The following is a 19,733-nucleotide window of genomic DNA, read 5'->3' on the forward strand; positions in this document are numbered from 1 at the left end:
CCTAACGGGAGAGAGAAGGGGCCCGCGGCTACTTTGCCGTGGGAAGGGTGAGGGCACTTATGATAATCATGCCTGCATTCACCCCCGCATCATCCCCGCGATTGTCTTCGCCGCCGCCGCACCATAAGGAGGCTTAAGCCCGGCAAGCTTGGCCACATCGAGCTTCGATTGCTTGTAGACAGCCCGCGCATGGCTGAACGTGCGGAAGCCGTCGATACCGTGATACGCGCCCATCCCCGACGGCCCGCTGCCGCCGAAGGGAAGGTCCTCCATCGAGACGTGGAAGATCACGTCGTCGAGCGTCACGCCGCCCGAAATCGTCCGGTCCATCACGCGGCGGCGCTCGGTGTCATCGGTGCCGAAATAATAGAGCGCGAGCGGCCGGTCGCGGCGGTTCACCTGCGCGATCGCGTCGTCGATGCCATCGTAGCGGCGGATTGGCAGGACCGGGCCGAAGATCTCCTCCTGCATCACGATCATGTCGTCGGTCGCGTCGCGGACGATGTGCAGCGGCATCTTCCGCGAGTTGGCGGCGCCGAAATCCTCGTTGGCGGGGTTCACGACCTCGACCGTCGCGCCCTTCGCACGGGCGTCGGCGATCCAGTCGGTAAGCCGCTGGTGGTGACGATCATTCACGACCGACGTGTAGTCGGCGTTGGCAAGCAGCGTTGGGTACATCGCACTGGCCGCCGCCTTGATGCCGTCGACGACCTGCGCCTCGTTTGCGGAGGGCACGAGCAGGTAATCGGGCGCGAGGCAAATTTGCCCCGCGTTCATCATCTTGCCGAGCGTGACGCGTTCGGTCGCCCGCGCGATATCCGCCAATGCGCCAAGAATGACGGGCGACTTGCCACCGAGTTCCAGCGTGACGGGCGTAAGATTATCGGCGGCAGCGTGGAGGATGTGGCGACCGATCGCAGTCGCACCGGTGAAGATCAAATGGTCGAACGGCAGCGCGGCGAACGTCTTCCCGACATCCGCACCGCCCGAGATGACGGCGAATTCGTCCAGCGCGAAATACTTCGGCACGAGGTCCTCGAACAGTGCGGCCGTCGCGGGCGTATACTCACTCGTCTTCGCCATCGCGCGATTGCCCGCGGCGAACACGCCTGCGAGCGGCGCCATCAGGAGATTAACCGGAAAATTCCACGGAGCGATGATGCCGATGACACCCTTGGGCTGATATTCGACCCACGCCCTCGCCCCGAGCAGCCCCAGTGGAAACTGGACCGCGCGCCGCTCCCGCCGCAACCACCGATCGAGATGCTTCGCGGCATGCGCGATGGGCGCAAGCGAAGCGCCGATATCGGTGATCATAGTCTGCTCGCGGCTACGGTGTCCGAAATCCTCCGATACCGCGTCGCAGAACGCCGCAGCATTATCCCGCACCATCGCCGCCGCACGCTTGAGCCGGTCGAGGCGCACCGCTCTGGTGACGGGCAGCTCGTCCATAAACGCATCGCGCTGGCCAGCGAGGATAGTCTGCATATCGGTCATTGGCGGTCCTTCAAGGCACGAGCACGATCTTACCGACATGCGTGGCGGTTGCCATTGCGGCAAAGGCATTCCGCCAATCGGCCAGGCGGTAGATGGCATGGACGCGGGGGCGGAGGCGACCTTCGCCTGCCATCGCCCATATCGCATCGAGGTTCTCTGTACCGAGCCGCGGGAAGCGGCGGGCGTGTTCACCGGCGCGTACGCCGATGACGGCAAAACCCTTGATCAACGCGATGTTGGTCGGGAACGTCGCGATCCGGCCCGAGACGAACCCGACGACCATCAGGCGTCCGCCGAATGCGATGCAGCGGGTCGACTCGTCGAATACGTCGCCACCCACGGGATCGACGACGATATCCGCGCCCCCGCCGGTCAGGTCGCGCACCGCGTCGCGAAAGCCGGGCGCGGGCAGGGTGGCGACGGCCGTGTAGGTGTCGGCGACGACCCGCAACTTTTCCAGCGAGCGCGACGTGGCGATTACGCGCGCACCCAGGGCTTGCGCGAGATCGACCGCGGCAAGCCCGACCCCGCCGGTAGCACCGTGGACCAAAACCCAGTCGTCGGTCGCAAGTGCGCCCAGACGGACGAGCGCCACATAGGCGGTCAGGGAGGCGACGCCGATCGAGGCTGCCATCGCATAGTCTAGGCGCGGGGGAATGAGGCGGGCGGCGCTGGCATCGCACGCGACGATCTCGGCGAACGCGGCGAGCCTCGTGCCGCACACCACCCGGTCACCGGGAGCGAAACCGCTAGCTGCATCGGCCTCGATCACGTCGCCCGCGACTTCCATGCCCGGCACGAACGGGAGCGGCGGTTTCAGCTGATACTCGCCGCGCGTCATCAGCAAGTCCGGATAGTTGAGCGAAGTCGCACGCATGCGCACGAGCAACTGGCCCGGCGCCCGCATCGGCTCTGCGACGTCGTCGAGCGCTACGCCCGACAGGTCCGCCGCCAGCGCCGAGACGCGTACCGCTTTCAAGCCCCCACCGGCAAATCCCGGAACGCCTGGTCCTTGTCGACGCGGATTTCACCGGGGAGGCCGAGGACGCGTTCGGCGATGATGTTCTTGAGGATCTCGTCGGTGCCGCCGGCGATCCGCAAACCCGGCGCCCACATCGTCGCGGCGTGGAACGCGCCTTTAAGCGGGGTCAGCGCGGGGTCGGATATGATGCCGTATTGATCGCCCGCCTCGACCGCGGTGTTGCCGATCGCCTGCAACTGGTTGGCGGCGACGATCTTGCCGATCGAGCTTTCGGGACCGGGGACCTGACCCTTCGACAGCGCGGTGATCGTCCGCATCCGAGTGTTGCGCAGGCCTTCGGATTGCACCCACCAGTCGGCGAGCGTCTGGCGAAACGCGGTGTCCTTCAGCAGCGGACCGTCTGCGCCGTTGGCCTGGGCGGCGAAGGCGAGAATATCCTCGGGGCCGACGCCGCCGCTCGTGCCGATCGCGAGGCGTTCGTTCATCAGTGTGAAGAGCGCGACTTTCCAGCCGCCGTCTACGGGGCCTAGGCGTTGCGCGTCGGCAATCCGGACGTCCTCGAACCAGACCTCGTTGAAGCTCGATCCGCCGGACATCTGGTGGATCGGGCGGATCTCGATCCCCGGCGCCTTGAGGTCGAGCCAGAACATCGTCAGCCCCTGGTGCTTCGGCACGTCGGGGTTGGTGCGGACCAGGACGATGCCATAGTCGCTGTAATGCGCGCCCGAGGTCCAGACCTTCTGGCCGTTGATCACCCAGTCGTCGCTGCCGTCGGCATTTTTGGCGCGCACCGCACGCGCACGGATCGCGGCGACGTCGGAGCCGCCGGCGGGTTCGGAGAAGAGCTGCGACCAGATCTCGTCACCGCGCACCGCGGGGCCGACGAAGCGGTGCTTGGTCGCGTCGTCGGCATAGGCCATCACGGTCGGCACGCACATGCCGAGCCCGATCGTGAAATAGCTGCCGTCGACCGCATGCTTCGCCTCTTCCTGGCCGAAAATGACGCTTTCGATCGGGGTGCCGCCGCCGCCGCCCCATTCCTGCGGCCAGGTGATGCACGCATAACCGCCGGCCGCTTTCCGCGCTTGCCACGCCTTAGCCCTGGTCATGTCGTCGGGGTAATGGCCGGCGTCATGTTCGGCGATGTGCGCGTAGAGCCACGCGCGCGCCGCGGCGCGATAAGTGGCTTCGGCGTCGCTGTCCTTGAAGTCCATGTGCTGCTCCGATCAGGCGGCGTTGCGCATTTCGAGTTGGCCGACGAGGCGTTCGCGCCACGCCGCGGGTGAGCCTGCGACGAGCGCAAGCTGGCGCGATCGGCGGTAATAGAGGTGGCAGTCGGACTCCCAGGTGAAGCCCATCCCGCCATGCGTCTGGATGTTCTCCTTCGACGCGAACCAATAGGCGTCGGACGCGGCAACGCGCGCGGTGGCGGCGGCGAGTGGCAACTCCGCAGCGTCCGCGTTGAGCGCCCACGCGCCATAATACGCGTTCGAGCGCGCGAGTTCGTTCTTGACGTACATGTCGGCGAGTTTGTGCTTGATCGCCTGGTAGCCACCGATTTGCCGGCCGAACGCGTAGCGATCGAGCGCGTAGCCTTTCGCCATCTCAAGACAGCGATCCGCGCCGCCGAGTTGCTCGAACGCGAGCAGGACAGCGGCGCGATCGAACACCGTCTGCATAGCGGCAATGCCGTCGTCGCTGCCAAGCTTTTCGCAAGGCGCATCGTTGAAGGAGAGGCGGGCGGCGCTGCGGGTCGGATCGAGCGTTTCGAGGACTTCGGCGGTGACGCCAGCGCCCTTCTCGACGAGGTAGAGCCCATCGCGTGCGAGCACGATAATCAGGTCGGCGACATCGCCATCGGTGACGGGAATCTTCTCGCCGGTGAGCTTGCCGCCGGAAACGCTGGTGTGGATCGAGCGTGCGGTGACCGGGCCGGCACCTTCCGAGGTGGCGAACGCGCCGATGACGTCGCCCGCCGCGATCCTCGGCAGCCATCGGACTTTCTGGGTGTCGCTGCCGTACAGCATCAGCGCTTCGGCGACGAAATAGACGGTCGAGGCGAACGGGATCGGCGCGCAGGCCCGCCCGAGTTCCTCGGCAATCGCGCAGAGTTCGATATGGCCGAGGCCTAGTCCGCCGAACTGCTCGGGGATTGCTGCACCGAGCCAGCCTTGTTCGCCGACCGCTTTCCAGAGATCAGCGTCATAGGCGTTGGCGGCATCGTCGAGCACTGCGCGGACCCGGTCGCTGCCGCAGTGCGCGGACAGGAACTTGCGCGCTTCGTCCTTGAGAAATTTCTGGTCGTCGGAATAATCGAAGTTCATGCGGACTCCTTAGGCTTCGCCCAATATTCGTCGCGGAGCAGGCGCTTGTAGAGCTTGCCCGTCTCGTGCCGCGGCAGCGTGTCGCGAAAGTCGATCCGGCGCGGCGCTTTCACATGGCTGAGGTTCGCGCGGGCGAAGGCACTGAGTTCGGCGGCGAGCTGCACGCGATCCTCGGACGGATCGGCGGGACAGACGATCGCCACCACCTGCTCGCCCATCTCGTCGTCGGGCGCGCCGATCACCGCGACGTCGGCGACCTTCGGGTGCGTGACGAGGAGGTTCTCGATCTCAGCCGGGTAGATGTTCACGCCGCCTGAGATGATCATGAAGCTCTTGCGGTCGGTGAGATAGAGATAGCCTTCCTCATCTAACCAGCCGACGTCGCCGAGCGTCGTCCAGCCATGCGCGTTGGCAGCCTCAGCGGTCTTGGCGGGATCATTGTGGTATTCGAACGCGCCGCCCCCCGCGAAATAGACGTCGCCTTCGGAACGCGCGGGGAGTGCGTTGCCGTCCTCGTCGCAGATCATCGTCTGCGCGGTGAGGTTGCGGCCGACCGAGCCTTGGTGCGTCAGCCACTCCGCGCTGGAGATCGCGCAGAACCCGTTGCCCTCGGTGCCGGCGTAATATTCGCCGATGATAGGGCCCCACCAGTCGATCATCGCCTGCTTGACCGGCAGCGGGCAGGGGGCGGCCGCGTGCCACACCGCTTTCAGCGACGACACATCGTAGCGAGCGCGGACTTCGGGCGGCAGTTTGAGCAGGCGGATGAAGTGGGTCGGCACCCATTGCGCGTGCGTGACGTGGAACCGTTCGATCGCGGCGAGTGCGGCTTCCGGGTCGAAATGCTCCATCACGACGACGGTGCCGCCGACCTGATGCACCGCCATAGACCAGCGCAAAGGCGCGGCGTGATAGAGCGGCGCGGGCGAGAGATAGACCATGTCGGGCGTGAAACCGTACAGCCCCTTGCCGAGCATCACGAGCGGCGAGATGTTGGTGCCAAACGCCTCGTCCGACAGCGCGTGCTTGACGCCCTTGGGCTTGCCGGTCGTCCCCGAAGAATAGAGCAGAATTCCACCGGGAGACGGGTCGGCAATGGGCGTGGCGGGTTTCGCATCGCGCGCGGCTTCGTAAGACGCGTACCCGTCGATCGCGCCGTCTACGACGTAGCGCCGCACGTCATCGAGCATCGGAACCAAGGCCGCTGCCAACTCTGCGCAACCCTTGCTCGCGATAAGCACGCGGCAATCGCCGTCGCGGATGATGTACGCCGCTTCGCTCGCGGTCAGTTTGGACGAGAGGCAGGTGCAGTAGACGCCGGTGCGCTCCGCCGCCCACATCACCTCCAGATAGCGCGGCGAATTGTCCATCAGCACCGCGATGCCGTCGCCACGCCTCAGTCCTAGCGAGCGGAGCAGATGCGCGCCTTGGTTCGCCCGTACGTCCAAGTCGCGATACGTTACCGTCTCGCCCGTCGCCGCCATGATGTAGGCGGGTTTGTCGGGCGTCGTCAGCGCGTGCGCGACGGGGTGCATCAGACGCGCTCGATGATGATCGCCGGGGCCATCCCGCCGCCCGCGCACATCGTCACGAGCCCGCGCTTCAGGTCCCGGCGTTCGAGTTCGTCCAAGATCGTGCCGATCAGGATCGCCCCGGTCGCGCCGATCGGATGACCCAGCGCGATCGAGCCGCCGTTGACGTTCACCTTGTCGCGATCGAGCTTCAGGTCGCGGATGAACTTCTCCGCGACCACCGCGAACGCCTCGTTGATCTCCCACAGGTCGATGTCGTCGACCGTAAGCCCGGCCTTCGCCAGCACCTTCCGCGCCGCGGGAACGGGCGCGTTGAGCATCAGCGTCGGATCGTCGCCCATGTTCGCCATCGCGACGATCCGCGCGCGGGGTTTGAGGCCATGCTTGGCGGCGTAATCGGCACTCGCGAGCAGCACCGCGGCGGCGCCATCGACCACGCCCGACGAATTGCCGGCATGATGGACGTGCTTGATATCGACGTCGGGATAGCGGCGATTGATCTGCTTGCGATACGTCGTGCCCTTGTCGTCGAGCGGAATGTCGGCAATCCCGGCGAACGAAGGGCGTAGCGCGGCGAGGCCCTCAGCGGTTGTATCGGGTCGCGGGTATTCGTCCTTTTCGAGCACCAGCGCACCGGTATCGTCGGTGACGGGGACGAGGCTGCGATCGAACCGCCCTTCGGCGATAGCCACCGCGGCGCGGCGCTGGCTCTCCAACCCGAGCGCTTCGAGCGTTTCGCGGTCGATCCCCTCGATGCTGGCGATCGCGTCGGCGCAGATGCCCTGGTTCGATTGCGGATGCGCGGCGTCGAGCCGTGCGTTGCCCGAGCCGATCCCGAGTGGCCGCTTGCCCGCCGCCATGTCGTCCTGCATCATCGTCGTGGTCAGCGACATCATCTCGGTGCCGCCGGCGATGACGAGGTCTTCCATCCCGCTCATGATCTGCGCCGCGGCGAAGTTTACCGCGGTAATCCCGCCGCCGCAGAACCGGTCGAGTGTCGTCCCGCTCGCCTTGACGTCATAGCCCGCATCGAGCGCCGCCATCCGCCCGAGATCGCCGCTCTGTTCGCCGCGCTGAGTCGAGGTCGACCAGATGATGTCGTCGACATCGGCGGTATCCAGCTTGTTTCGCTCGGCAATCGCCTTCAGGACGGTCGCGGCGAGATGTTGGGGGTGCATGTGCGCAAGCGCGCCCTTGCCGGTCTTGCCGATACCGCGCGGGGTACGGACGGCGTCGATGATCAGTGCCTCGGCCACATCGCTCTCCTGTTGCACCCGCCGGTTCGGTCGTGGTGCCTGATGCCGGATTGCGTCCGGCTTCGGTACGACGTAACATTCGTTATGGGGAATGGCTTGTCAAGCAGGGTATTGTTGGAAGACGGGGCGGCACCACGCGCAGATCTGGCGCCGCGCGACTGGCTGGAAATCGGCTTGCAGTTGCTCAAGGATGGCGGGTTGCGCGCGCTGAAGCTTCGCGGTCTGGCGCAGACGCTTGGCGCTTCGACGGGAAGCTTCTATCATCATTTCAAGGACTTCGATGGGTATCATGCGGCGCTTGCCGGGTATTTCGTCGAAGCGCATATCGATCCGTTGATCGTCACGCTGTCCGCGTCGGAGCTTCCACCGGTCGAGCGTATTCGCGCATTCGCCGATCATGTTCGCGACCACGACATGGCGCAGCTGGCCTTGGCGATGCGGGCCTGGGCGAAAAGCGACGCGCGGGTGGCGGCGGCGATCCGCGAGCATGACGACACGGTGATGGCGTTCCTCGTCGAGCAACTCGTGGCGCATGGGTTCGCGCCTGCCGAGGCGGGGATTCGCAGCTATGCGCTGTTGGCGATCGGCCTCAGCCAGGTCCATGCCGCCGAAGGGATTGAGCGCAGCGTCGTTCGCGAGGGATTGCTGACACTGCTGTGCGAGCGCTAGCGTAGTGGACTGACGCGACTCCGTAAAAAAGCGGAGCGCGAACAAGAGGATGCGGGCATGCAGACGTATGACTACGTAATTATCGGCGCGGGCTCGGCCGGCTGCGTGCTCGCCGCGCGACTGACGGAGGACCCCGACGTGACGGTGCTGCTGCTCGAGGCGGGCGGACGCAACGACGGCGTGCTGGTGCGAATGCCGGCGGGGGTCGGCGAACTCATTAAGAGCAAGAATGCGAGCAACTGGGGCTTCTCGACCGAGCCCGAGCCGCATCTCGACAACCGTCGCCTGTGGTGGCCGCGTGGCAAGGGGCTTGGCGGCAGCTCGTCGATCAACGGCATGATCTACACGCGAGGCCATCCGCAGGACTATGACGAGTGGCGGCAGATGGGTCTGCCGGGCTGGTCGTTCGACGACGTGCTGCCGTATTTCAAGCGGCTCGAGGGGCATCACCGCGGCGAGTGTGATCTGCACGGCGGCGGCGGGCCGCTGACGATCTCGGGCGGCGAGTCCGACAGCCCGTTCTACGACGCGCTGGTCGAGGCGGGACGGCAGGCGGGCTATCCCGTCACCGAGGATTTCAACGGCGCGAGCCAGGAGGGGTTCGGGCGCTACGACCTGACCGTCGCGGACGGGAAGCGCTGGAGCACCGCGGCGGCGTATCTGCGGCCGGTTCTGTCGCGCCGCAACCTGACCTGCGTGACCGGCGGACGGACCACGCGCATCCGGATCGACAAGGGGCGGGCGACCGGTGTCGACTATGTGCTCGACAAGGGCGCACGGGCGGAGTCGGTGACGGCGGCGCGCGAGGTGCTGTTATGCGCAGGGGCGGTGCAGTCGCCGCACATCCTTCAGTTGTCGGGGATCGGCGATCCGGACCGGCTGACCGCGGCAGGGGTGGCCGTCGTGCATGCGCTGCCGGGTGTGGGGGAGAACCTTCAGGATCATCTCGACGTGGTGATGAACTGGAAGTCGCGCGGACTGCGGACCGGCTATGCGATGACGAAGGGCGTCGGGATGATCGGCGTCGGGCTCAACTACCTGTTGCGCGGCAAGGGCGTGGGGCGGCAGCAGTTCCTCGAGGCGGGCGCGTTCGTGTCCTCGCGCGAGGGTCTTTCGCGGCCCGACGTGCAGATCCACGCGGTGCTCGCGATCATGCAGGATCACGGCAAGACCAAGGCCATCGAGGACGGCTTCACGCTGCACCTGTGCCAGTTGCGCCCTGAGAGCCGCGGACGGATCGGGCTGCGCTCGGCCGATCCGTTCGCCGACCCGACGATCGTCGCGAACTATCTCGCGACCGCGGAGGATCGCCGGGTGATGCGGGCTTGCGTCGGCATCGGTCGCGATGTCGCGCGACAGGCTGCACTCGATCCGTACCGGGCGGGGGAATTGTCGCCGGGCGAGGATGTCCGCACCGACGACGAGATCGACGCCTGGGTGCGGCGGACCGCCGAGACGATCTACCACCCCGTCGGGACGTGCAAGATGGGCGCCGCAGACGACGTACTGGCGGTGGTCGATGTGACCTTGGCTGTGCACGGGCTTCAGGGGTTGCGGGTGGTGGACGCCTCGGTGATGCCGACGCTGATCGGGTCCAACACCAATGCGCCGACAATCATGATCGCGGAGAAGGCGGCGGATATGATCAGGGGGCGGCAACTGGCGCGGGCTGCCTGAGTGCGTGCGATCGGTATTTGCATCCTTCCCCGCCAGGGGGAGGTGGCACCGCAGGTGACGGAGGGGAGGACACGGAGCCGGCGTTTCGCTTTCCTCCCCCTCCGTCTGGCAAGCGCCAGCCACCTCCCCCTGGCGGGGGAGGATTAGCAGGTCGCGTTCACCTGGACGGAACGACTTAGCCCCTTGCCGCCTTCTCCGTGGGAACGGTGAGGACGATCTTACCGCGGCGCCATCCGGATAGCGCCGTCCAGCCGCACATCCTCCCCATTAAAATACCCGCATTCGATCATCGTCAGCGCCAGCGCCGCGAACTCCTCCGGCCGCCCGAGCCGTTTCGGAAACGGCACAGAAGCCGCCAGCGCATCACGCACCTGCTGCGGGGCGGCGGCCAGCAACGGCGTGTCGAAGATCCCCGGCAGGATCGTGTTCACCCGGATCCCCTCGCTCATCAGGTCGCGCGCGATCGGCAGGGTCATGCCGACCACGCCCGCCTTCGAGGCGGAATAGGCGGCCTGCCCCATCTGGCCATCCTCCGCCGCAGCACTCGCGGTGTTGACGATCGCCCCCCGCTCGCCATCTTCGCCCGGTTCCAGCGTCAGCATCCCCGCCGCCGACTTCGCGAGACATCGGAACGTCCCGACGAGGTTGATCTGGATGATCCGGTCGAACGCATCGAGCGGAAAATGCTTGATCGATCCGTCCTGCTTCGATCGCCCCGCAGTCTTCGCCGCGTTCCCCGTTCCCGCGCAATTGACGAGGATCCGCTCCTGGCCATGCGCCGCGCGCGCCGCCGCGAACCCCGCATCGACGCTGTCGTCGGAGGTAACGTCGACCTTGCAAAACACGCCGCCGATCTCGTCCGCGAGCGCCTCGCCCTTGTCCGCCTGAAGGTCGAAGATCGCCACCTTCACCCCCTTGGCGGCCATCGCACGCGCCGTGGCGGCACCCAGGCCCGACGCGCCGCCGGTCACGACGGCAGCAGTGTTTGCGAGGTCCATACATCTCTCCTGTCAAAGCCCCGGGATCCGCGCCCCGGTTGCAGAACAATAGTTATGCCGGTATTCGAGGCTTGCCAAGCCGGCATGTCGCTGAGGATCCGACGATGAGCCACGCCATGTTGCAGAACGCCAGTCGGCACTGGCTTCCGCGCCAGCCCAAGGGCGCGCTCGATCATATTCCGGGGAGCAACGGCCTGCCGTTCGTCGGCAACACCTTCAAGTTGCTCGCCGATCCGATCGCGTTTTCGGAGGGCATGGCGGCGCGGTACGGCCCGATCTATCGCAATCGTGCGCTCGGCGGGACCGGCGTCAACCTGCTCGGTCCCGATGCGAACGAACTGGTGCTGTTCGATCGAGACAAGATCTTCTCGTCCGAACAGGGCTGGGGCCCGCTGCTCAATCTGCTGTTCCCGCGCGGCCTGATGCTGATGGATTTCGACAAGCACCGCGCTGACCGGAAGGCGCTGTCGGTCGCGTTCAAGCCCGAGCCGATGCGGCATTATGCGACTGAGCTAGATGCTGGGATCGAGGCCGCGATCGGCGGCTGGGCCGGGCAGACCTTGCGCTTCTACGATGTGGTAAAAAAGCTCACGCTCGATCTCGCCGCGACCAGCTTCCTCGGCGTGCCGCTCGGCGCGGAGGCGGACCGGATCAACCAGGCATTCGTCGACGAGGTCCAGGCGAGCGTCTCGCCGATCCGCAAACCCTGGCCCGGTACGCAGATGCGTAAGGGCGTGAAGGCGCGCGCGTATCTGGTCGACTTCTTCGAGCGCGAAATCCCCGCGCGCCGGACCGGCGACGGCCAGGATTTCTTCTCGCAATTTTGTCGCGCGACCGATGACGACGGCGCGCCGCTGACCGCGCTGGCGATCGCCGACCACATGAATTTCCTGATGATGGCCGCGCACGACACGATCACCTCGTCCGCGACCAGCTTGGTGATGCTGCTCGCGCGCAACGGGGAATGGCAGGAGCGGCTACGCGAAGAGGTCGCTGCGCTCGACCCGGCCGTGCCGCTGACCGAGCAACTCGATTGCCTCATCCTCACCGAATACGCATTCAAGGAATCGCTGCGCATGATGCCGCCGGTGCCGTCGATCCCGCGCCGCGCGCTCCAGGATTTCAACTTCGGCGGGTTCGATATCCCGGCGGGTACGAGCGTCAACACCGCCATCACTTTCACGCACCGGATGGCCGAGCACTGGCCCGATCCCGACAAGTTCGATCCGCTCCGCTTCACGCCCGAGGCGTCGAAGGGCCGCCACCGGTTCGCCTGGGTCCCGTTCGGCGGCGGCGCGCACATGTGCATCGGCTTGCACTTCGCGACGATGCAGATGCGACTGCTGATCGCGCATCTGCTCACGCGCTACCGGATCGAGGCGGCGGCGGGGAGCGGCGATGCGTGGCAGGTCTTCCCGATCCCGCGGCCGAAGGATGGTTTGCCGGTGACGTTCGTACCGCTTGCCACCCCGTAATAGTGTGTCATCTTCGCGCGGTTCATTCGAAGGAGCCGTTCGTTGCGCTTGACCCTTGCCCTCCTCCTGCTCGCGGCAACGCCAGCCCTCGCCCAGCAACAACCGGCCGCCCCCGTGCCCGACGGCCCGACCCGCAGCTTCACCGGGAGCGACCTGTTCGGCCTGACGATCGCGGCCGATCCGCAGATCAGCCCGGACGGCAAGACGATCGTCTATGTCCGCCGCACCGGCGACGTGATGACCGACACGATGAAGTCCTCGCTCTGGCTGATCGACGTCGCGAGCGGCCGCCAGACGCCGTTCGCCACGGACGGCAGCAGCCCGCGCTGGTCGCCCGATGGTTTGCGCATCGCCTATGCCGCACGCGACGGCGAAGGATCGCAGCTGTTCGTCCGCTGGATCGGCGGAGCCCAAAGCGCGCGGATCACGAGCTTCCCCGGCGATCCGCAGGCGCTCGCGTGGTCGCCCGACGGCACCAAGCTCGCGTACATCGCGACGGTAGCAGGCGAGGGGACCAAGCTCGGTACGCAGCCGCCCAAGCCCGAAGGCGCCAAATGGGCCGAGCCGCTGACGATCATCGACCGGGTCAACTACCGCAACGACGGGCCGGGCTATGTAAAGCCGGGCTACGACCATCTCTTCGTGGTCGGCGCCGACGGGGGCGCGGCTCGGCAGCTGACATACGGCAAGTTCGACGATGGCGGCCCGCTGTCTTGGACGCCCGACGGTCGCAGCATCGTCTTCGCCGCGATCCGCGGGCCCGCCGCCGACCGCCAGGTGATGAACTCCGACGTGATCGCGGTCGATGCGACGAGCGGCACGATGCGGACGCTGACCACGCGTGACGGTCCCGACGCGCAGCCGCGGGTATCCCCTGACGGTTCGAAGATCGCGTGGCTCGGCTTCGACGACAAGCGCCGCAGCTACGAGAACACGCAGCTCTATGTCGGCGACCGCGACGCGGCCTCGCCCCGCTCGCTGACCGCCACGCTCGACCGCGCGATCGAGGACGCGGTGTGGTCCGCCGACGGCCGCAGCCTGTATGCGAGCTACGACGATCACGGCCAGCGCCGCGTCGCGCGGATGGGAGTCGATGGCCGCGTCACGCCGCTGATCGACAACGTCGCGGGTGGCGGGCTCGACCGGCCCTATACCGGCGGCGAGTTCTCGGTCTCGAAGGGCGGGACGATCGCCTATACCGGTGGCGATGCGAGCGCCCCCGCCGACGTCTGGGTGCTGGCGGGCGGAAAGCCGCGCCGCCTGACGACGCTCAACGCAGTGCTGACCGGATCGAAGGCGCTAGCGCAGGTCCGAAAGATTGCGGTAACCGCGCCCGATGGTCGGCCGATCGACGCCTGGCTCGCCACCCCGCCGGGACGTGCCGCAGGCCAGCGCGTGCCGCTGATCCTCGAAATCCACGGCGGCCCGAACGCCGCCTACGGCCCCGGCTTCGCGACCGACATGCAGCTCTACGCCGCGGCCGGATACGCCGTGCTCTGGACCAACCCGCGCGGCTCGACCTCCTACGGCGCGGAGTTCGCAAACCTGATCGACAAGACCTACCCCGCCGCGGACTATGACGACCTGATCGCCTCGGTCGACGCGGCGATCAAGGACGGGACCGCCGATCCGGACAATCTGTTCGTGACCGGCGGTTCGGGCGGCGGGCTGTTGACCGCGTGGATCGTCGGCAAGACCGACCGGTTCAAGGCCGCCGCGACGCAGAAGCCGGTGATCAACTGGATCAGCGAGGCGCTGACGATGGACAACACGCTGTTCACCTCGCGCTACTGGTTCACCAAGCTGCCGTGGGAGGATCCGATGAGCTATTGGAACCGCTCGCCGCTAAGCCTGGTCGGCAACGTCAAGACGCCGACCTTGGTCGTGGTCGGTGGCGACGATTACCGGACGCCGGTCAGCGAATCCGAGCAATATTACGCGGCGCTGCAGATCCGCGGCGTGCCGACCGCGCTGGTGAAGGTGCCGGGCGCGAGCCACGGTGGCCTCGCCGCTCGCCCGTCGCAATCGGCGGCGAAAGCGTCGGCGATCATCGCCTGGTTCGATCGATACCGGAAGCCGGCAGGTGCAACGACGCCGGCGCAGGGAGCAGCACAATGACGATACGGTACATGATGCTGGCCGGCGTTGCGCTGGTCTCGACCGCGGCGGTCGCGCAGGTCCAGCCACCGCGTGTCGCGAAGAAGCCGTTCCAGGTGACGTCGCCCAACGGCGCGCGTGAGGACGATTATTACTGGCTGCGCGACGACACGCGGAACAACCCCGCGATGCTCGCCTATCTCGCCGCGGAGGACGCCTACGCGGATGCGCAACTCGCGTCGCTGAAGCCACTCCAGGCCAAGCTCTACGAAGAGACCGTCTCGCATATCAAGCAGGACGACAGCTCGGTCCCGTATGCGAAGAACGGCTATTATTATGGCTCGCGGTTCCAGACCGGGGCCGATTACCCTATCCTGGAGCGCCGCAAGGGAAGCCGCACCGCGCCCGCCGAAACGCTGTTCGACGAGCCGGCGATGGCGAAGGGCCACAGCTTTTTCGCGCTGAGCGACTGGGCGGTAAGCCCCGACAACCGCCGCGTCGCCTGGGCCGAGGACACCGTCGGGCGTCGCCAATACGTGCTCAAGGCGAAGGACCTCGCGACCGGTGCTACGATCGCCGACACGCTCTCGAACATCGAGCCGAACGTCGTTTGGGCGGACGACAACAAGACCGTGCTGTACGTCGAGAAAGACCCGGTCACGCTACGCGGCTACCGCGTGAAGGCGCACGTCCTCGGCACGCCCGTCGCCAATGATCGGCTGCTGTACGAGGAGAAGGACGACACCTATTCGATGGGCGTCTCGCGCACCGCCGACGACAAGTTCGTCTGCATCGGCGTGAGCAGCACGGTCAGCGACGAGCAACGATGCGCACCGGCCGCCGCGCCGACGAACTTCACGATCGTCGCATCGCGTGCGCGGGAGTTTCGCTACAGCGCGGATCATATCGGCAACCGCTGGATCATCCGCACCAACAAGGCCGCGAAGAACTACAAGCTCGTCACCGTCGCCGACTTCGATCTGGCCAAGGGCACAGCCGCATGGCGCGACCTGACGCCAGCCAGCGACACCGTCTTCATCGAAGGCTTCAAGCCGTTCGACGGGTTCGTCGCGATCGACCAGCGCGAGGGCGGCAACCGCATGATCCGCGTCCTGAACGATGCGGGCAAGTCCACGCCGGTGACGGCCGACGAGCCCGCCTATCGCATGTCGCTCGACGTCAACGAGGAGACCGCGACGCCGTGGGTCCGCTACACCTACGGCTCGCTGGTCACGCCGACCACGACCTACGAGGTCAACGCCAAGACCGGCGAGCGCCGAGTATTGAAGGTAGCCCCGGTGCCGGGCTACGACCCCGCGAAATACGTCACCGAACGGGTCTGGGCGCCCGCGCGGGACGGCACGCGGATCCCCGTGTCGCTGGTCTACGCCAAGGGAACCAAGCGAGACGGCACCGCACCGCTCTTCCAATACGCCTATGGCAGCTACGGAATCTCAAGCGATCCGGGCGTCGACCCCGGTCGCATCGGCCTGCTCGATCGCGGCGTGATCTACGCGATCGCGCATATCCGCGGCGGGCAGGAGATGGGCCGCGGCTGGTATGACGACGGCCATCTGCTCAACAAGAAGAACAGCTTCACCGACTTCATCGACGTCACCCGCTATCTCGTCGCGCAGAAATATGCCGCCAAGGACCGCGTCGCGGCGATGGGCGGCAGCGCGGGCGGGCTGCTGATGGGCGGCGTCGCGAACATGGCGCCGGCCGACTACAAGCTCATCATCGCGCAGGTGCCGTTCGTCGACGTGGTCACGACGATGCTCGACGCGTCAATCCCGCTGACCACCTTCGAGTACGACGAATGGGGCAACCCCGCGCAGAAGGCCTCGTACGATTACATGCTGAGCTATTCGCCGTACGACAACGTCAAGGCGAAGGCGTATCCGGCGATGTATGTCGGCACCGGGCTGTGGGACAGTCAGGTGCAATATTACGAGCCGACCAAGTGGGTCGCCAAGCTCCGCGAACTCAAGACCGACACGAACCCGCTGCTGTTCCGCGTCAACATGGAGGCAGGCCATGGCGGCAAGTCGGGCCGGTTCGAGCGCTATCGCCAGAACTCCGAGTGGCAGGCGTTCATGCTGCAACAACTCGGCCTCGCGAAATAGCACGGCCGTTGGCACGCGACCCAAAGCAGGGTACCGAACACGCGGGGCGCGGCTTCGAGCCGTTTCCCGTGATCGCGTCGGTGCCCGGAAGGGCTTGATTGGGAATGCGGTGCGGACGGTTCGCCGTCCCATGCCGCGGCTGTCCCTGCAACTGTAAGCGGTGAGCGAGACGCACGAGCCCTTTTCGCGAGGGCAGCCACTGGGTCGACGACCTGGGAAGGCGTGGCGAGGAGCTTTGACCCGCGAGCCAGGAGACCTGCCGGCGTCTGGTCGCTCTTGTCCCGGTCCAGGGGGTGGCCGAGGCACGGTGAACGCCGCCTGCGTGACACTGGCTGAGCGACGACCATGTGGCGGGGGCCGCATCGGCGTCGTGCGTCGGCCGCTCATGGCGTCCGGTCGTCGTATGTCCCGGCCGTTCGCGGCAGGCCCCGGTCCTCGTCGGACGCTGCGGGGTTTTTGCATGACGACTTTGACGATGGAACGACCGACGCGGGGTTCGACACGAAAGCGCATCGGCTGGATGTTCGCAGGCTTGGTCGCGGCCAACATCGCCGCATGGTGTTGGGCGTTCTCGCTGTTCCACGCGCAACCGCTGATGCTGGGCACCGCGCTGCTCGCCTGGGGCCTCGGCCTTCGCCATGCTGTCGACGCCGATCACATCGCGGCAATCGACAATGTGACGCGCAAGCTCATGCAGGACGGCCAGCGCCCGATCGCGGTCGGCTTCTGGTTCGCGATCGGTCATTCGGGGATCGTGCTGATCGCGGCCGTCGCGATCGCATTGACCGCCAATGCGCTGTCGCAGTTTGAGGCATTCAAGCAAGTCGGCGGGGTGGTCGCGACCGTCATCTCAGCCGTGTTCCTGTTCACGATCGCCGCGATGAACCTGATCATCCTCCGCTCGGTGTGGCGCACCTTCGGCCATGTCCGGGGCGGCGGCACCTATGTCGAGGAGGACCTCGACCTCCTCCTCGGCAACCGCGGGCTGCTCGCACGTCTGTTCCGCCCGATGTTCCGGCTGGTCACGCGGAGCTGGCACATGGCGCCACTCGGCTTCCTGTTTGGCCTGGGTTTCGACACGGCGACGGAGGTCGCGATCCTCGGCCTCTCCGCAAGCCAGGCCACCGACGGTCTCTCGATCGGTGTCATCCTCGTCCTCCCGGTGCTGTTCGCCACCGGCATGGCGTTGGTCGATACCGCCGACGGCGTCGTCATGCTCGGCGCCTATGAATGGGCGTTCGTGAAGCCGATCCGCAAGCTCTACTACAACATCACCATCACGCTGATCTCCGCGATCGTTGCGATCGCGATCGGCGGTATCGAGACGCTGGCGCTGCTCGGATCGAAGCTCGGCTACACCGGCGGCATATGGGACGTCGCAACGGCGCTCGGCGAGAATTTCAACGGCCTCGGCTTCGCGATCATCGGCCTGTTCGTGCTCTGCTGGGTGCTGAGCTTCGCGATCTACCGCTGGAAACGCTTCGACGAGATCGAAGTCGTGCACGGATAGGCTAGCTCTTCCGTTCCCCAAGCTCGACGCGCTTTCGAATCCTCCCCCGCCAGGGGGAGGTGGCTGGCACTTGCCAGACGGAGGGGGAGGACGGCGATCACGTTTGTTCCGTGTACGCCCCCTCCGTCACCTCCGGTGCCACCTCCCCCTGGCGGGGGAGGATCGAAAACTAGCGATATGCGAATTGGCAGTCCCGCTAAACTGCTCTAACCCACCCCCGAGGCTCGGTTTCACCGAACCTCACAGATCGCGCCGGTGCCCTTCGGGGCTTGAATGGGAATGCGGTGCGGGAGTTCCTCCCAATGCCGCGGCTGTCCCTGCAACTGTAAGCGGTGAGCGAGACGCACACGCCCTTTACGCAAGGGCAGCCACTGGGGAAACCTGGGAAGGCGTACGTCGAGCCTCGACCCGCGAGCCAGGAGACCTGCCAGCGTTATGGTCGCTCTTGCTACGATCCAGGGGATGGTCGCGGCACGGTACTCCGTTTGAGCGACGAACGCGTGCGGCCCCGATGGTCGTGCGTGCGTGTGCTCGCAGGAGAATACCAATGCCCGATCTTTCAAAGGTCCCCGTCACGATCGTCACCGGCTTTCTCGGAGCCGGCAAGACCACGCTCATCAGCCACCTGATCCGCAACGCGAGCGGCCGCCGTCTCGCCGTCGTCGTCAACGAATTCGGCACGCTCGGCATCGATGGCGATATCCTCAAGGGCTGCGCGATCCCCGATTGCCCGGCGGAGAACGTGATCGAGCTGGCGAACGGCTGCATCTGCTGCACGGTGGCGGATGATTTCATCCCGACCGTCGAGGCGCTCCTCGCGCTCGACCCGCGCCCCGATCACATCCTGATCGAGACCTCCGGCCTCGCGCTGCCCAAGCCGCTGCTGAAGGCATTCGACTGGCCCGCAATCCGCTCGCGCATCACCGTCGACGGCGTCATCGCGCTCGCCGATGCGGAAGCCGTTGCCGCGGGCCGCTTCGCCCCCGACGTGGCCGCGCTCGACGCGCAACGTGCCGCCGACCCCAGCGTCGATCACGAGACGCCGCTCTCGGAAGTGTTCGAGGATCAGCTCGCCTGCGCTGATCTGGTGCTCCTGACTAAGGTCGATCTCGCCGGCCCCGAAGGCGTCGCCAAGGCACGCGCCGTCATCACCGCGGAGTCCGCACGGCCGCTCCCGGTGATCGACCTGACCGACGGCATCATCGATCCTCGCGTGATCCTCGGCCTCAACGCCGCGGCCGAGGACGATATCGCCAGCCGCCCGTCGCATCACGACGGCGAGGACGATCACGAGCATGACGACTTCGACAGCGTCGTCGTCGAGCTTGGCGAAATCGCCGACCCCGCCGACCTGACCGCGAAGATCGAGGCGCTCGCCCGCAGCGCCGACATCCTCCGCGTAAAGGGCTATGCCGCCGTCACCGGCAAGCCGATGCGCTTGCTCGTCCAGGCGGTCGGCGCGCGTGTCCGTACGCAGTACGACCGCCCGTGGCGGGCCGACGAACCGCGCCGCACGCAACTCGTGGTCATCGCCGAGCACGACCGGATCGACGAGGCCCGCATCAAGGCCGCGCTGAACGGCTGAGGCCC

The 19,733-nt window shown here is 66.4% G+C and carries 14 protein-coding genes and 2 riboswitches; of the genes, 7 read left to right on the forward strand and 7 right to left on the reverse strand.

What is annotated here, in order from left to right; all coding sequences use genetic code 11:
• Positions 1-78: 78 nt before the first annotated feature.
• Genes E5673_RS12090 through E5673_RS12115 form a run of 6 tightly spaced genes read right to left on the reverse strand, consistent with a single transcriptional unit; the run spans position 79 to position 7,591 of the window.
• On the reverse strand, positions 79-1,497 hold the full coding sequence (locus E5673_RS12090) for a coniferyl aldehyde dehydrogenase (RefSeq protein ID WP_136190196.1): 1,419 nt from the start codon (positions 1,495-1,497) through the stop codon (positions 79-81).
• Positions 1,498-1,507: 10 nt separating this feature from the next.
• On the reverse strand, positions 1,508-2,476 hold the full coding sequence (locus E5673_RS12095) for an NADPH:quinone oxidoreductase family protein (protein WP_136190197.1): 969 nt from the start codon (positions 2,474-2,476) through the stop codon (positions 1,508-1,510).
• Positions 2,473-3,693, reverse strand: coding sequence for an acyl-CoA dehydrogenase family protein (locus E5673_RS12100; RefSeq protein ID WP_136190198.1), 1,221 nt, complete (start codon positions 3,691-3,693; stop codon positions 2,473-2,475). Before E5673_RS12100 ends, E5673_RS12095 begins: the two co-directional genes overlap by 4 nt.
• Positions 3,694-3,705: 12 nt before the next feature.
• Positions 3,706-4,803, reverse strand: coding sequence for an acyl-CoA dehydrogenase family protein (locus tag E5673_RS12105; protein ID WP_136190199.1), 1,098 nt, complete (start codon positions 4,801-4,803; stop codon positions 3,706-3,708).
• Complete coding sequence (locus tag E5673_RS12110) at positions 4,800-6,338, reverse strand: acyl-CoA synthetase (protein WP_136190200.1); 1,539 nt, start codon at positions 6,336-6,338, stop codon at positions 4,800-4,802. The genes E5673_RS12105 and E5673_RS12110 overlap by 4 nt, the downstream gene beginning before the upstream one ends.
• Positions 6,338-7,591 carry an acetyl-CoA C-acetyltransferase gene (locus E5673_RS12115; protein WP_132739425.1) on the reverse strand — a complete coding sequence of 418 codons (1,254 nt, stop codon included), beginning with the start codon at positions 7,589-7,591 and terminating at the stop codon, positions 6,338-6,340. The genes E5673_RS12110 and E5673_RS12115 overlap by 1 nt, the downstream gene beginning before the upstream one ends.
• Before the next feature lie 96 nt (positions 7,592-7,687).
• Here E5673_RS12115 and E5673_RS12120 point away from each other — a divergent pair, with 96 nt between their 5' ends.
• Both E5673_RS12120 and E5673_RS12125 read left to right on the forward strand, forming a co-directional pair.
• Complete coding sequence (locus tag E5673_RS12120; RefSeq protein ID WP_168711618.1) at positions 7,688-8,260, forward strand: TetR/AcrR family transcriptional regulator; 573 nt, start codon at positions 7,688-7,690, stop codon at positions 8,258-8,260.
• A gap of 57 nt (positions 8,261-8,317) precedes the next feature.
• Positions 8,318-9,937 carry a choline dehydrogenase gene (locus E5673_RS12125; protein WP_136190202.1) on the forward strand — a complete coding sequence of 540 codons (1,620 nt, stop codon included), beginning with the start codon at positions 8,318-8,320 and terminating at the stop codon, positions 9,935-9,937.
• A 218-nt stretch (positions 9,938-10,155) separates the two neighbouring features.
• Here the strand turns inward: E5673_RS12125 and E5673_RS12130 are convergent, their stop codons facing one another.
• On the reverse strand, positions 10,156-10,935 hold the full coding sequence (locus tag E5673_RS12130) for an SDR family NAD(P)-dependent oxidoreductase (RefSeq protein ID WP_136190203.1): 780 nt from the start codon (positions 10,933-10,935) through the stop codon (positions 10,156-10,158).
• Between the two features lie 104 nt (positions 10,936-11,039).
• Between E5673_RS12130 and E5673_RS12135 the strand changes: the two genes are divergently transcribed.
• The 5 genes from E5673_RS12135 (at position 11,040) to cobW (ending at position 19,728) form a co-directional block, all read left to right on the forward strand.
• The gene (locus tag E5673_RS12135; RefSeq protein ID WP_136190204.1) at positions 11,040-12,410 is read left to right on the forward strand and encodes a cytochrome P450; all 1,371 of its coding nucleotides are present in this window, start codon (positions 11,040-11,042) and stop codon (positions 12,408-12,410) included.
• A 42-nt stretch (positions 12,411-12,452) separates the two neighbouring features.
• Complete coding sequence (locus E5673_RS12140) at positions 12,453-14,528, forward strand: S9 family peptidase (RefSeq protein ID WP_136190205.1); 2,076 nt, start codon at positions 12,453-12,455, stop codon at positions 14,526-14,528.
• Positions 14,525-16,633 (forward strand): S9 family peptidase, encoded by a 2,109-nt coding sequence (locus E5673_RS12145; RefSeq protein ID WP_210731735.1) that lies wholly within the window; start codon positions 14,525-14,527, stop codon positions 16,631-16,633. Before E5673_RS12140 ends, E5673_RS12145 begins: the two co-directional genes overlap by 4 nt.
• Before the next feature lie 61 nt (positions 16,634-16,694).
• A riboswitch (cobalamin riboswitch) is annotated at positions 16,695-16,912 on the forward strand.
• Positions 16,913-17,093: 181 nt separating this feature from the next.
• Positions 17,094-18,143: a HoxN/HupN/NixA family nickel/cobalt transporter gene (locus tag E5673_RS12150; protein WP_136190206.1), complete on the forward strand. Its 1,050-nt coding sequence runs from the start codon at positions 17,094-17,096 to the stop codon at positions 18,141-18,143.
• A 236-nt stretch (positions 18,144-18,379) separates the two neighbouring features.
• Positions 18,380-18,590, forward strand: a riboswitch (cobalamin riboswitch).
• A gap of 100 nt (positions 18,591-18,690) precedes the next feature.
• Complete coding sequence (cobW, locus tag E5673_RS12155; RefSeq protein ID WP_136190207.1) at positions 18,691-19,728, forward strand: cobalamin biosynthesis protein CobW; 1,038 nt, start codon at positions 18,691-18,693, stop codon at positions 19,726-19,728.
• Positions 19,729-19,733: the final 5 nt, after the last annotated feature.

Origin of the sequence: Sphingomonas sp. PAMC26645, assembly GCF_004795835.1 — a bacterium.
Lineage (GTDB): Bacteria > Pseudomonadota > Alphaproteobacteria > Sphingomonadales > Sphingomonadaceae > Sphingomonas.